12 protein-coding genes are annotated in these 13,704 nt (G+C 75.3%); 7 read left to right on the top strand and 5 right to left on the bottom strand.

Annotation, left to right across the window (positions count from 1 at the left end; genetic code table 11):
- Positions 1 to 30 precede the first annotated feature (30 nt).
- The 3 genes from K7640_RS22465 to K7640_RS22455 all read right to left on the bottom strand — a co-directional run bounded on the left by K7640_RS22465 (position 31) and on the right by K7640_RS22455 (position 3,265).
- On the bottom strand, positions 31 to 1,320 hold the full coding sequence (locus K7640_RS22465; protein ID WP_222956879.1) for a hypothetical protein: 1,290 nt from the start codon (positions 1,318 to 1,320) through the stop codon (positions 31 to 33).
- A gap of 89 nt (positions 1,321 to 1,409) precedes the next feature.
- Positions 1,410 to 2,228: a sugar phosphate isomerase/epimerase family protein gene (locus K7640_RS22460; RefSeq protein ID WP_222956857.1), complete on the bottom strand. Its 819-nt coding sequence runs from the start codon at positions 2,226 to 2,228 to the stop codon at positions 1,410 to 1,412.
- On the bottom strand, positions 2,225 to 3,265 hold the full coding sequence (locus K7640_RS22455) for a zinc-binding alcohol dehydrogenase (RefSeq protein ID WP_222956856.1): 1,041 nt from the start codon (positions 3,263 to 3,265) through the stop codon (positions 2,225 to 2,227). The genes K7640_RS22460 and K7640_RS22455 overlap by 4 nt, the downstream gene beginning before the upstream one ends.
- A gap of 116 nt (positions 3,266 to 3,381) precedes the next feature.
- On the opposite strand from K7640_RS22455, the gene K7640_RS22450 reads away from it, so the two are divergent.
- The 4 genes from K7640_RS22450 to K7640_RS22435 all read left to right on the top strand — a co-directional run bounded on the left by K7640_RS22450 (position 3,382) and on the right by K7640_RS22435 (position 7,279).
- Positions 3,382 to 4,776 (top strand): ABC transporter substrate-binding protein, encoded by a 1,395-nt coding sequence (locus tag K7640_RS22450; RefSeq protein ID WP_222956855.1) that lies wholly within the window; start codon positions 3,382 to 3,384, stop codon positions 4,774 to 4,776.
- Positions 4,773 to 5,729 (top strand): carbohydrate ABC transporter permease, encoded by a 957-nt coding sequence (locus K7640_RS22445; protein ID WP_222956854.1) that lies wholly within the window; start codon positions 4,773 to 4,775, stop codon positions 5,727 to 5,729. The genes K7640_RS22450 and K7640_RS22445 overlap by 4 nt, the downstream gene beginning before the upstream one ends.
- Complete coding sequence (locus K7640_RS22440; protein WP_222956853.1) at positions 5,729 to 6,595, top strand: carbohydrate ABC transporter permease; 867 nt, start codon at positions 5,729 to 5,731, stop codon at positions 6,593 to 6,595. Before K7640_RS22445 ends, K7640_RS22440 begins: the two co-directional genes overlap by 1 nt.
- A 75-nt stretch (positions 6,596 to 6,670) precedes the next feature.
- Complete coding sequence (locus K7640_RS22435; RefSeq protein WP_222956852.1) at positions 6,671 to 7,279, top strand: bifunctional 2-polyprenyl-6-hydroxyphenol methylase/3-demethylubiquinol 3-O-methyltransferase UbiG; 609 nt, start codon at positions 6,671 to 6,673, stop codon at positions 7,277 to 7,279.
- A gap of 187 nt (positions 7,280 to 7,466) precedes the next feature.
- Here the strand turns inward: K7640_RS22435 and eccB are convergent, their stop codons facing one another.
- Positions 7,467 to 8,858 carry a type VII secretion protein EccB gene (eccB, locus tag K7640_RS22430; protein ID WP_222956851.1) on the bottom strand — a complete coding sequence of 464 codons (1,392 nt, stop codon included), beginning with the start codon at positions 8,856 to 8,858 and terminating at the stop codon, positions 7,467 to 7,469.
- Positions 8,859 to 9,044: 186 nt separating this feature from the next.
- On the opposite strand from eccB, the gene K7640_RS22425 reads away from it, so the two are divergent.
- The 3 genes from K7640_RS22425 to K7640_RS22415 all read left to right on the top strand — a co-directional run bounded on the left by K7640_RS22425 (position 9,045) and on the right by K7640_RS22415 (position 13,406).
- Positions 9,045 to 9,434 carry a hypothetical protein gene (locus tag K7640_RS22425; RefSeq protein ID WP_222956850.1) on the top strand — a complete coding sequence of 130 codons (390 nt, stop codon included), beginning with the start codon at positions 9,045 to 9,047 and terminating at the stop codon, positions 9,432 to 9,434.
- Between the two features lie 93 nt (positions 9,435 to 9,527).
- Entirely contained in the window at positions 9,528 to 10,241 is a 714-nt protein-coding gene (locus K7640_RS22420) for a spermidine synthase (RefSeq protein ID WP_222956849.1), read from the top strand.
- A gap of 174 nt (positions 10,242 to 10,415) precedes the next feature.
- On the top strand, positions 10,416 to 13,406 hold the full coding sequence (locus K7640_RS22415) for a BTAD domain-containing putative transcriptional regulator (protein ID WP_222956848.1): 2,991 nt from the start codon (positions 10,416 to 10,418) through the stop codon (positions 13,404 to 13,406).
- On the opposite strand, the gene K7640_RS22410 is transcribed toward K7640_RS22415, so the two are convergent.
- Positions 13,403 to 13,618, bottom strand: a complete 216-nt coding sequence (locus tag K7640_RS22410; protein WP_222956847.1) for a heavy metal-associated domain-containing protein — start codon at positions 13,616 to 13,618, stop codon at positions 13,403 to 13,405. The two genes, K7640_RS22415 and K7640_RS22410, sit on opposite strands and share 4 nt — an antisense overlap.
- Positions 13,619 to 13,704 lie beyond the last annotated feature (86 nt).

The raw sequence follows: 13,704 nt of genomic DNA, 5'->3' as shown, positions 1-13,704 counted from the left end.
AACAGACGTCTGTTAATAAGGGGCCCCTCCTTACACCTCAGCGAGCGCGTCGAGGAGGAGGGCGGCGGTCCAGCTGAACGCCGGCGACCCCAGGCCGGCGCCGGTGTCCGGGTGGAAGTACTCGTGGCAGCCGGCCCCCGCCACCAGGTCGATCATCGACCGGCGCAGCCCGGCGGCCAGCTCCGGCCGGCCGTGCGCCCGTAGCCCCCGCCACACCAGCCAGTTGATGTTCATCCAGCTCGGCCCCCGCCAGTAGCGCAGCGGGTCGAAGTCGGCGGCGGTGCGGTCGTGGCTGGGCAGCGGCCGGTCCATCCGGCCGGCCAGCCCGAACCGCGCCGAGCACGCCTCGGCCAGCACCGCCGCCACCTGCGGCGCGGGCAGGTCGGGCAGCATCAGCGGGGTGAGGCCGAGCACGGTTCGCGCCGGGACCAGCCGGCCGGTGCGCACGTCGCGGGGCCGGAACGTGCCGGTGGCCGGGTCGAACAGCCGCTCCACCAGGGCGGCGGTGATCCGCGCGGCGCGCTCGCGGTGCGGTTCCGGGTCGGCGCCGACGACGGTCGCGATGCTCGCCAGGGCGTGCTCGGCGGCCCCCCGGGCCGCGTTGAACAGCGGGCACTCCACCAGGAACGGGTGCCGGTCGGCCAGGTCGTCGTCGCGGTAGCGGCCGGCCCGGTAGGACTGCACCATCGCCAGGTAGCGCGCGTAGTCCAGGTCGGTGGGGCGGTGCGCGGCGTCGGCGTGCGCGGTGTCGTGCCGACGGTACGCCCGCATCGTCTCGGCCTCGGCGGGCACCGCCGCCATCGGCGCGTCCCAGGCGGGGCTGTTGTCCAGGCCGGACTCCCACGGGTGCACCACGCAGGCCAGCCCGCCCCCGGCGACGTCCCGCCGTTGTGCCAGGTAGCGCTGCTGGGCCACCAGCCCCGGGTAGAGCTCGGCGAGCGCCGCCCGGGACGCCGCGGAGGGCCCGCGTCGGTGCACCAGCCAGGCCGCGAGGGCGTGCACCGGTGGCTGCACGATCCCGGAGGTGGCCGCGGCCGGCGCGCCGTCGGCGGCGGCCGAGTCCCAGAACTCCGGCCCGGGAAAGTACGCGCCGACCCGCAGCCGGGGGTTGAACACGATGTGCGGCACCCGCCCGTCGGCCCACTGGGCGGCGAAGAGGGTACCCAGTTCCTGCCAGGCCCGGTCGGGGCGGACGTGGGCCAGCCCGATCGCGATGAACGCCGAGTCCCAGCTCCACTGGTGCGGGTAGAGGGTGCGCGAGGGCACCGTGTGGTCGTGTTCCCAGTTGCCGTCGAGGGTGGCCAGGGCGAGGCGGCTCAGCTCGGCCGGGTCGGCCGGGCCGCCCCGGTGGCCGTTTCCCGGCCCGCCCGCCGGCCGCGCGACGCCGGCCGCGGCGTCCGGCCCGGCGGTCACGCCGCCGCCGCTCGGGGCTGGGCGTGCCGGAGCACGGTGGCGGCCTGGTGCAGGGCGCGGACCGGGTCGCCGCGCAGCCGGCACTCCAGCGCCAGCCAGCCGCGGTAGTCCAGCTCCAGCAGGGTACGCACCAGCGCCGGCCAGTCGAGGTGCCCGGCGCCGGGCTGGTAGCGGTTGGAGTCGCTGACCTGCACGTGCCCCAGGTACGGCGCGGCGGCGCGCAGCGCCCGGTGCACGTCGTCCTCCTCGATGTTCATGTGGAAGGTGTCGGCGACCACCCGCACCGAGGGCAGCCCGACCGCGGCGCACAGCGCCACCGCGTCCTCCAGCCGGTTCACCATGTGGTCCTCGTACCGGTTGAGCGGTTCGAGAAAGAGGGTGACCCCCTCGGCGCGGGCGTGTTCGCCCAGCTCGCCCAAGGCGTCGACGAGCACCTGCCGGTCCCCGGCGGCCGAGCGGGGCGGCTCGAACGGCGGCAGCCGGCGGGAGAACATCCCCCAGGACGCCGGGGTCATCGCGCCGACGCCGCCCAGCTCGGCGATCACCGACAGTTGGGAGCGCAGGTTGCGGACCGCGTCCCGGGAGCGGGCCGGGTCGAAGTCGCCGATGAAGTGGTCCATCTCGACGCAGACCGTCGGCATGGCCACCCCGGCGGCCCGGGCGCGGCGTAGTTCGGGCAGCCGGCGGGCGAGCGCGAGGTCGGCGCGACCGCGCAGTTCCAGGCCGTCGTAGCCGAGGGAGGTGGCGAGGGCGTACTTCTGGATCAGGTCGGTGCCGGGCAGCAGTTGTTCCTGGCAGGCGAGTGGAATGGTCATGGGAACCTCAGCACGACTTGGAGGGCGGCGCTTTCGCCGTGGTCGAGCAGGGCCAGCGCGTCGGCCACCGCGTTCGCCTCGACCACGTGGCTGACCAGCGGCAGCGGGTCGACGGCGCCCTCGGCCACCAGGTCCATGAAGGTCTGCGCGACGCGGCCGCCGGTCCACCGGCCGGCCATGCTCGGTGCCGGCGTGGGCCCGGAGACCTGGGCGGCCACCAGTTGGATGCGGTTGTGGTGGAACTCCTCGCCGAGGCCGAGTCCGTCGGCCTGGCCCTGGTAGAAGCCGGCGGCCACGACGCGGCCGGCGTGGGTGGTGGCGCGGATCGCCTCGTGCAGCGCCGGGTACGCCCCGGACAGCTCCAGGCAGACGTCGGCGCCGCGGCCGTCGGTGGCCTTGTGCAGGATGGTGGCGGCGGACTCGACGCCCGCGTCGACGGTGAGCCGGGCGCCGTAGCGGGCGGCCATGGCGAGCCGGGCGGGGATCCGATCGACGGCGACCACCCGCGCGCCGGAGAGCACGGCGAGCCGGCTGGCGAGCAGCCCGATCACGCCCTGCCCGAACACGCCGACCCAGTCGCCGAGGTGCAGGTCGCCGGCGAGCACGGCGGTGAGCGCGATGGCGCCGGGGCGGGCGAAGACGGCGGCGAGCGGGTCCAGCCCGGGTGGCAGCGGGGTGACCGCGCCGGCGGGCAGGACGGCCTCGGCCCGGTGTCCCCAGATGCCCCAGACGAGCTGGCCGGGATGGCGGTCGGAGACGTCCGAGGCCACCTCGGCGACCTCGCCGACCTCCTCGTAACCGAAGCCCACCAGCGGGTACGGCACGGGGGTCTGGCGGGGGACGAACATCCGGGTGACGTCGTCCCAGTCCTTGCTGAGCCGGGGGTTGCTGCCCCGGTAGAGGGTGAGTTCGGTGCCGGCCGAGATGCCGGAGTAGCGGGTGCGTACCCGTACCTGGCCGGGGCCGAGCGGATCCGACGGGCAGGGCTCCAGACTGATCTGTCGGGGCCCGGCGAGAGAGACAACCCAATTGACCATGAGTCACATCCCGGAAGCGCCGGGGTAAAGCAAATGACAAAAATAGTTATATGTCTTGTAATTGATCAGTACAAGACGTTGAATCCCTCATGTACCCTTCGAGAGGAGTGCCACCGATGTCATCCCCTCCGACGCGGATCGTCGCCTCCACCCTGATCATGGCACTGGCCGGTGCAGGTCTGCTCGCCTGCGGCGACGACCAGCCGAAAAGCGACAACTCCCAGATAACCGTGTGGAGCCTGGAGGACGTGGCCGACCGGGTCAACGCCACCAAGGCGATCATCGCGGACTACACGGCGAAAACCGGGGTGAAGGTCAACCTGGTCCCGGTCAACGAGGACCAGTTCCCGTCGCTGATCGCCTCCAGCGCCGCGGCCGGCGAGCTGCCCGACGTGGTGGGCTCGGTGTCGCTGGCCGGCATCCGCACGCTGGCCGGCAACGAGCTGCTGCACCCGGACGCCAACGGTCAGATCGTCGACAAGCTGGGCAAGGACACCTTCTCCCCGCGCGCCCTGGAGCTCACCTCCGACGGCGGCAAGCAGCTCTCCGTCCCCAGTGACGGGTGGGGTCAGCTGCTCGTCTACCGCAAGGACCTGTTCGACAAGGCCGGCCTGCCGGCCCCCGACACGTACGAAAAGATCACCGACGCCGCGACCAAGCTGAACACCGGCGGCGTCGCCGGCATCACCGCGGCCACCGCCCCGGGCGACGTGTTCACCCAGCAGACCTTCGAGCACCTGGCACTGGCGAACAACTGTCAACTGACCGACGATTCCGGCGACGTGAAGCTGGATTCGCCCGAGTGCGTCGAGGCGTTCCGGTTCTACGGCGACCTGATGCGCAACCACTCGGTCAAGGGCGCGCAGGACGTGGACACCACCCGGGCCACCTACTTCGCCGGCAAGGCGGCCATGGTGGTCTGGTCGCCGTTCATCCTCGACGAGCTGGCCGGGCTGCGTAACGACGCCAAGCCCACCTGCCCGCAGTGCGCGGCCGACCCGACCTTCCTGGCCAAGAACAGCGGCTTCGTCACCGCGATCAAGGGGCCCAACGGCACCGAGCCGGCCCAGTACGGCGAGATCAGCTCGTGGGCGGTGCTCGACGGCGCGGCCAGCGACCCGGCCAAGTCCTTCGTGGAGTACATGCTCTCCGACGGCTACCCGCGCTGGTTCGGGATGTCCCCCGAGGGCCGTTTCCCGGTCCGCAACGGCACCGCCGAGGACAAGGAGAAGTTCCGCACCGCCTGGCGCACCAGCCAGGCCGGGGTGGACACCAAGAAGCCGCTGTCCGAGGTCTACGGCGACCAGGTGCTGGACACGCTGGGCCGCAGCCCGGACACCTTCACCCGCTGGGGCCTGCCGCAGGGGCAGGGCAAGCTGGTCGGCGCGATCCTCGGTGAGCTGCCCGTACCCAAGGCCCTCGCCGACGTGGTGGGCGGCAAGTCCGACGCCGCCGCGGCCGCCGGCCGGGCCAAGAAGGACGTCGAGGCGATCAAGGCCGGTGTCAATTGACGACCACCGCGCCGGAGGCCGGTCGCTCCCCCACCCGGGAACGACCGCCGCACGGTCGCCGGCCGCTCACCCTGCGCCGCCGCGAGTCCCGCGCCGGGCTCGCCCTGGTCGCGCCGACCCTGCTCGTCGTGCTCGCGGTGATCGGCATCCCGATCGTCTGGACCCTGGTCCTGGCCTTCCAGCGGGTACGCCTGGCCACACTGCGCAAGACCGGGCTGTTCGGGGAGTTCACCCTGGACAACTTCACCCGGGTGCTCAACACGCCCGGCTTCGCCGACACCCTCTGGACCACCCTCGTCTACGCCGTCGGGGCCACCTTCGGCTCGATCGTGATCGGCCTGGTGGCGGCACTGGTGGTGCGCCGGCCGTTCAAGGGGCGCACCCTGGTCCGGGCGTCGATGCTGCTGCCCTACGTGGCGCCGGTGGTGGCCGTCGCGTTCGTCTGGCAGGTGCTGCTCGACCCGCAACTGGGCCTGGTGAACAACTGGGGGCAGCGGTTCCTCGGCTGGGACACCCCGATCCCGTTCCTGTCCCAGGAGTCCACCGCGCTCTGGACGGTGATCGGCTTCGAGGCGTGGCGGTACTTCCCGTTCGCCTTCCTGTTCCTGCTGGCCCGGCTCCAGGCGGTGCCGGGTGACCTGGAGGAGGCGGCCCGGGTGGACGGGGCCACCCCGACCCAGCGGTTCCGGCACATCCTGTTCCCGCAACTGCTGCCGGTGATCGCGCTGCTGGCGCTGCTGCGGTTCATCATGACCTTCAACAAGTTCGACGACGTCTACCTGCTCACCGGCGGTGCGGCCGGCACCGAGGTGGTCAGCGTCCGGGTCTACCAGTTCCTCACCGCGCGTACCGACATCGGCGCGGCGGCGGCGCAGGCGGTCGTGCTGGCCGTGGTGCTGATCGTCTTCGTCGCGATCTACCTGCGGTTCTTCACCGGACGGAAGGAGACGTGATGGACCGCGACCGGATCGAGACGGTGACCCTGCGCTGGCTGCGGCGGCTGGTCATCGCCGCCTTCCTGCTGGTCACCGCGCTGCCGTTCTACTACATGCTGGTGCTGTCGGTACGCCCCATCGAGCGGCTGCTGCTCGACCCCGGCGCGCTGCTGGTGCCGCTGGGCGAGCTGACCGTCGCCACGTACACCGAGGTGTTGAAGGCCGTCGACGACGGCGGCCAGGGCTTCCTCACCTTCCTGCGCAACAGCGGGATCGTCGCGGTCTCCGCGACCCTGCTCACCCTGCTGGTGTCGATCCCCGGCGCGTACGCGGTGTCCCGGCTGCGGTTCTTCGGCCGCCGGCAGGTCAACTTCCTGTTCCTGGCGGTCTACCTGTTCCCGTCGATCGTCATCGCGATCCCGCTGTTCGTGGTCTTCACCCGGGCCGGGCTGCGCGGCTCGCTGATCGGGCTGGTGCTGGTCTACATCTCGCAGACCCTGCCGGTCTCGGTCTACATGCTGAAGAACTACTTCGAGACGATCCCGATCAGCCTGGAGGAGTCGGCGGCCATCGACGGGGCCGGCCGGCTCGGCATCATCCGCCGGGTCAGCCTCCCGCTCGCCGCCCCGTCGATCATGGCGGTCGCCCTCTACGACTTCATGATCGCCTGGAACGAGTTCTTCTTCGCCCTGCTGTTCCTGGTCGACAAGCCGAACCGGTGGACGGTGTCGCTCGGCCTGTCGCTGCTCTCCGACGGCGTCGAGGTGCCCAAGACGGTGCTGATGGCCGGGTCGGTGATCCTGACGCTGCCCATCGTGATCCTCTTCTTCGCCAGCGAGCGGCTGCTCACCGAGGGCCTCACCAGCGGCGCCGAGAAGGGCTGAGGTGTAAGGAGGGGCCCCTTGTTAACAGACGTCTGTTAACAAGGGGCCCCTCCTTACACCCGCTACCGTGCACTCATGGCCAACCCCACCCGCTGGATGACCGAGACCGACCCCGAGCACTCCCAGTGGTACATCGACCGGTTCCGCCGGCTCGCCGCCGAGGGCGTGGACCTGGCCGGCGAGGCCCGCCTGATCGACGCCATGGTGCCGCCGCGCTCCCGGATCCTCGACGCCGGCGCGGGCACCGGTCGGGTCGGCGCCGCGCTCGCCGCACGCGGGCACACCGTCGTCGGGGTGGACGCCGACCCGAAGCTGGTCGAGGCGGCCCGCGCCGACCATCCCGGCCCGACCTGGCTGGTCGGCGACCTGGCCGAGCTGGACCTGCCCGCCGCCGGGGAGGCCGAACCGTTCGACGCGGCGGTCTGCGCGGGCAACGTGATGGCCTTCGTCGCCCCCGGCACGGAGCAGCGGGTGCTCGCCCGCATCGCCGCCCACCTGCGCCCGGACGGGCTGCTGGTGGTGGGCTTCGGCACCGACCGGGGCTACCGGCTGGACCACTTCGACGCCGACGTCGCGGCCACCGGCGGGCTGCGGACGGAACACCGCTTCGCCACCTGGGATCTGCGGCCCTGGCACGACGAGGCCAGCTTCGCGGTCACCGTGCTGCGCCGCACGCCGGAGTGACCGGCCCGGCGCCGCGTCCCGGCCCGACGCGCGCGGGCCGCCGTCGCGCCACCACCGGGAGACCGGCGAGCCCGACGCGCGCGGGCCGCCGCCGCGCCACCACCGGGAGACCGGCGAGCCCAACGCGAGCGGGCCGGCCGCGCCACCACCGGGAGACCGGCGAGCCGGACCGCGACACCGCGCCGGGTCAGCCGGGGGCGGCCACCGCCCGGGCCGCCGCCGGGTCCAGCGGGCTGCCGGCGGGCACCAGGCTGACCAGGCCGGCGGGCAGGCGTACCGGCCGCACGTCGCGGTAGCCGAGCATCGGCAGCACGCCGCGGTCGGCCAGCACGTACCGGCGGCCCAGATCGGTCACCACGCAGACCGTGCCGCCGGCCGCTCCGGGCGCGGCCACGCTCTCCACCACCGCTCCCCGGCCCGGCTCCACCAGGACGTGATCGGCCAGCGGGACGTCGCCGGCCGTGGCCCCGGTCGGGGCGGCGCCGGCCAGGTCCGGCACGGCGGCGCCCAGCCGCACCTCCCGCGCGCCCCCGTCGTCCCCGGTACGGGCACAGACGCCGTCCCCGTCGACGGTCGCCAGCCGGGGCGGCGACGGGGGCGGGGCGGTCGGCCCCCGGGGCACCCGGTCGGGCCGCTTGGGCAACTCGGCGAAGCGGCCGAGAGTGAGCTGCTCCGGGGTGCCCTGGCGGGTGCGGGCCAGCAGCAGGCTGGCCTGGAACTCGGTGATGCCGGCGAGGCCGTCCCGCTCGGCGACCGCGTACTGCCGGCCGCCGCCGGTGTTGCGGACCAGGTAGACGTCCCCGACGGTGGCGCCGGGCACCCGCCGGGACCGCTCCCCCAGCCCGGGCACCGGAGGCGCGGCCAGGTCGCCGCCCACGGCGAGGGTGTTGAGCAGGGCGGGCGCCACCGGGACCGCCCGCTCCCGGGTGGCGGCCAGCGCCGCGAGCACCCGGTCGGCGTCGCGGACCAGGTGCCGCCGCTGGTGCCAGAGCAGGTACAGGGTGCCGTCGGGATGCCGGACCAGCAGCCCGTCGTCGCGCAGCGGGCGACCGCCCCGGGCGGCCAGCCCGATCAGCAGCGCCGAGCGGGGGGCGGGACGCTCCCCCTCGGCGCCGCCGGCCACCGAGCAGACCGTCCACCCGTCGGTGGCGAGGCGGCCGGGCGCGGGCAGCGAGTCGGGGGCGTCGGCGATGCCCAGCGGCAGGCCGCGCGGCACCCCCTCGATCGAGCGGCGGGACACCAGCACGGTCCGCGGCTGCTCGGCGCCGGTGATCAGCAACGCCGAGGCGTAGTTGAGCACCGGGTGCAGCTTGTCCTGACGGTAGACGAAGCGGGCGCCGGATTCCTTCTCCACGATCACCGCCGCGGTGTCCCGCCACTTGGTGCCACCGCCGGCGAACAGGCCGTACAGGGCGGAGCCGCCGAGGCCGATCGCGGCGACCAGCACGCTGGCCAGCCCGGCGCCGGCGAGCCGGCGGAACGGCGAGCGGGCCGGATCCGTCTCCCGCATCACCAGGGCGGCGACCGCCCGCTGGACGGTGAACTGGTACGAGTGCAGTTGGTCCTGCCGCGACGGCATGCGGCCCCTTCCGGCGTACGATCGCCGCCCAGGATAAGCGTTCCGTCGATCTCCCGGGGACCCTGCGTGGCGGCCGGGAGATCGACGGCCGTGGACCGGTGGTGCCGCGCCGGCCGGCACCACCGGTGCCCGACCCCGGCCCGACGGGGGATCCGCCGCCGGCCGGTCCCGGTCTAGGTTCGCCGGATGACGAGCGCCACCGCCCGCCGGCCGGGACTGCGACCGGCCGCGCCCGACCGCCGGCCGATCACCGGTACGGCCGGGCCGGAGCCGGTCGCCCGGCTGGGGCCCGGCCAGACGGTGGAGGCGCTGGCCGTCGCCACCTCCGCGCTCACCCCGGTGAGCTGGGCGGGCGTGCTGTTCGGCGGCTGGCTGCTGACCCACGGAGCGGCCGGCACCCGCGGCACCGGCGCGGCGGCGTGGGGCGCGTGGCTGACCCTGACCGGCCCGGTGGCGCTGCTGCTGACCGCCGCCGCGGCGGTGACCCTGCGCTGGCGGGGCTCCTCCGGGCCGGCCTCGGTGTTCGGGGCCGTCGCGCTGGTCGGCACGGTGGGGGCGGCGCTCTGGCCGTGGTGACCGGTCGGCTGGTGTCGGGGCGATCCCGCGTGTTCACGCCGGCGCGACCGGTAGCATCCGGTGCACCGAACCGGCCGGAAAGAGGGACCACCCGTGGGCATTCGATTCGAGGAACTGGCCTGGCGGGAGACCCCGATGGGGGCGATCAGCCTGCGCCGGCGGCGGGACCCGGCGCTCGACGTCGACGTGTACGAGGTGAAGCTCGACGACGAGTACCTGATGTCCAGCCTCTTCCCGGTGGCGGAGATCGAGCTGGCCCGGCTCGGCCTGGCCCCGCTGGCCGGCACGGACCTGGACGTGGTGGTCGGCGGCCTGGGCCTGGGCTACACCGCGCGGACCGCGCTGGAGGAGCCCCGGGTCCGCTCGATGCTGGTGGTGGAGGCGCTCGACGACGTGATCGAGTGGCACCGGGCCGGCCTGCTGCCGTTCGCCGACGGGCTGGCGAGCGACCCCCGGACCCGGTTCGCGCACACCGACTTCTTCGCCGCGGCGGACAGCGCGGACGGCTTCGACCCGGACGAGCCCGGGCGGCGGTTCCACGCCGTGCTGCTGGACATCGACCACTCTCCGCGGCACGTGCTGCACCCCGCGCACCGGGCCTTCTACACCGTCGACGGGCTGCACCGGATGGCCCGGCACCTGCACCCGGAGGGGGTCTTCGCCCTCTGGTCGAACGACCCGCCGGACCCGGAGTTCCAGCGCATCCTCACCGAGGTGTTCCCGACCACCGTGGCCCACGTCGTCCGGTTCGCCAACCCGCTGCAACGCCGCGAATCGGCCAACACCGTCTACGTCGCCCGCCACTGAGCCGGAGCCGGCATGGCCCGCTGAGCCGGCGGGCCGACGACCGGCGGTGATCACCGCCCGAACGGCCGGTCGATCACCGTGGGCGAGCGGCCGGGCCGCCCGTACGATGGGGCCGCCCGGGGCGGCGACCCGGTCGAGGCTGGGCGGCGGGCGAGCCGGGCGGACGGGAGCGGGATGGACCGGGAGGACGGGTCACCGGTCACCTTCGGCCTGCTCGGCACCGTGGAGGTGCGCGTCGCCGGCCGGCCGCCGGTGACGCTGCCCCCGGCGAACCGGGCGCTGCTGGCCCGGCTGCTGCTGGCCGCCGGCCGGGTGGTCGCCGCCGACACCCTGACCGACGCGCTCTGGGCCGGTGCGCCGCCCGCCGACGCGGCCAACGCCTTGCAGCTGCGGGTGTCGAAGCTGCGCCGGGCGCTGGCCGGGGCCGGGGCGGGCGCCGACCTGGTGGTCACCCGGGCCCCCGGTTACCTGCTCGCGGTGCCCGGCGACGCGGTCGACGCGCACCGCTTCGAGCGGCTGCTGGCGCAGGCGCGCGCGGAGCGGGATCCGACGGCGGCGCTGGCCCGGTTCGACGCGGCGCTGGCCCTGTGGCGCGGCCCCGCTCTGGCCGACGTGCCCGACGCCGGGTGGGTCGCCACCGAGGGCGGCCGGCTGGAGGAGCTGCGCCTCGGCGCCGTCGAGGACCGGCTGGAACTCTTGCTGGACGCCGGCCGGCAGGCCGCCGCGCTGCCCGACCTGGAGCGCCTGGTCGCCGCGCACCCGCTGCGGGAACGCGCGCACCGGCTGCTGATGCTGGCCCGGTACCGGGCCGGCCGGCAGGCGGACGCGCTGACCGCGTACCACGCGCTGCGCCGGCGGCTCGCCGACGAACTGGGCATCGACCCGGGGCCGGAGCTGCGGGCGCTGGCCGAGGCCATCCTGCGCCAGCAGGTGCCGCCGGCCGCCGCGCCACCGCGGCCCGCGCCCGCCGCCACGTCACCCGCCGCCGCCCCGCCGGCCGCCGGGCAGCGACCGGCCGTCGCGGCGTCGGCGCTGGTCGGGGGTACGGCCCCGCCTGGCCCGCCGGACGGCGCGCTCCTGCCCCGCCGGCTCACCTCGATGGTCGGCCGGGACGCCGACCTGCGCCGGGTACGCGAGCGGCTGGACGGGGCCGGGGTGGTCACGCTGACCGGCCCGGGTGGCGTCGGCAAGACCACGCTCGCCCTGGAGGTGGCCCGCCGGTTCCAGGCGGAGCTGCCCGTACACCTGGTCCGGCTGGCGGCGGTGCCCGCCGGAGCGGACCTGCCGGCGGCGGTGGCCGGTCAGCTCCAGGTGGCCGGCGGCACCGGCGACGCCGCCACCGCCGCGGTCGCCGCCCGGCTGGGCCGGGAGCCGGCGTTGCTGGTGGTGGACAACTGCGAACACCTGGTGGACGAGGTGGCGGCGCTGGTGGAGCGGCTGGTGGACGGCTGCCCGGCGCTGCGCGTACTGGCCACCAGCCGGGAGGCGCTGGCCGTGCCGGGCGAGACGCAGCTGGCCGTCGCGCCGCTGGCCGTACCGGAGGAGGCGGCGCAGGCCGCGGCGAGCCCGGCGGTCCGGCTCTTCGTCGACCGGGCCCGCGCGGTACGGCCCGACTTCGCCCTGGACGCCGCGACCACCCCCGCCGTGGTGGAGATCTGCCGCCAGCTCGACGGCATGCCGCTCGCCATCGAGCTGGCCGCCGCCCGGGTGAAGGCGCTGCCGCCGGCGGAGATCGCCGCCCGGCTGCACGACCGGTTCGCGCTGCTCACCGCCGGGGCGCGTACCGCCGAGGCCCGGCACCGGACGCTGCGGGCCACCCTGGACTGGAGCCACGAGCTGCTCACCGACGCCGAGCGGCGGCTGCTGCGCCGGCTGGCCGTGTTCCGGGGCGGCTGGGACCTGGCCGCGGCGGAACGGGTCTGCGCCTTCGCCGGCCTCGCCGCCGAGGAGGTGCTCGACCTGCTCTTCCGGCTGGTCGACCGCTCGCTGGTGGTGCCGGACCCGGCCAGCGGGCGGATGCGGCTGCTGGTCACCGTCCGGGAGTACGCCGCCGGCCGGCTCGACGAGGCCGGCGAGCGGGAGCAGACCCGGCAGCGGCACGTCGCGCACTTCACCGAACTGGCCGAACGGTACGGCCCGTCCGCGCGCGCCGGCGGCGACGCCTGGGCCCGGCTGGTGGCGGAGCACGACAACCTGCGCGCCGCGGTCGACTTCTGCCTGGCCCGGCCGGACGGCACGGCGGCCGGGCTGCGGCTGGCCCGGGCGCTGTACCCGTTCTGGAGCTACGGGCTGCGCGACGAGGGGATCCGGGCGCTGACCGCGCTGGTGGACACCGGCCGCCTCACCCCGGCCGAGCGGGCCGCCGCCCTGCAACGGGTCGGCCTGCTCGGCGTGTACTACCCGACCCCGGTCACCCGGGCGGCCAGCCGGGAGGCGCTGGAGCTGCACGAACGGCTCGGCGACGCCGGCAACGCCGCCATCTCCGGGCTGGCGCTGGCCTGGGAGGGCCAGTACGACGGGGACCTGGACCGGCACCGCCGGCTCGTCGAGCGGGCCCGGGCGGAGCTGGCCGACCCGTGGTGGTCGGCGATGACCTGGTACGTCGAGGCGCTGCTCGATCTGCGGGCCGGTGCCTTCGACCGCTCCGCCGACCGCTGGACGCACTGCCTGGACCTGCTGGCCCGCACCGAGGACCGGCTGTTGGTGGCCGGCATCCACGCGCACCTGGGCGTCGCGCTGCGCGAGGGCGGCCGGGGCGACGAGGCGCTGCGGGCGCTCACCGAGGCGGTGGGCGCGGCGCGGGCGGTCACCGCGTCCCCGCACGCGCTGGCGTTCAGCCTGGTGCAGCTCGCGCACACCCGGCTGGACCGGGACGACGCCGGGGACGTGCCGGCGCTGCTCGCCGAGGCGGACGACACCGCGCGGCGCAGCGGCAACCCGCGCTGCCGGGCCTGGGCCGCCTGGGGCCGGGCGCGGATCGCGTACGCCGGCGGTGATCCGGTGCGCGCCGTCGAGGGCTGCCGCACCGCGCTGGCGCTGTTCGAGGAGCGGGAGTTCCCGTGGGCCCGCCGCCGGCTCTGGCAGCTGACCGCCGACGCGGCGGCCGACGCCGGGCAGCCCGACGAGGCACGACGGGCCCGCCAGGCCGCCGAAAACCTGGCCTAACCCCCCTCCTCGCGGCGGGCGGCGAACCCGGCCCGGCGCAGCGCCGCCAGGTCCGGCTCACCGCCGACCCGCAGCACCCGGCGGTCCGCGTCGTACTCCAGCGACACCACGCCGGGCAGGTCCCGGAGCCGGCCGCTGATCCACCGCACGCAGTGCCGGCAGATCCCGTCCGGCAGCGGCACCGACAGTTCCGCCCACTCCTCGCGTTCCATGCCGGAAGGTTCGCCCGGCCCGCTGTCCGGGCGCTGTCCACCCGGCCCGCCCCGGCGGCCAGCGTCCGGACAGCGCGGCCCGCGAC

It is taken from the genome of Micromonospora sp. PLK6-60 (assembly GCF_019890675.1).
GTDB lineage: Bacteria > Actinomycetota > Actinomycetes > Mycobacteriales > Micromonosporaceae > Micromonospora.
Note: the sequence above shows the minus strand (reverse complement) of the source record. Positions and strands in the feature narration are given on the sequence as shown.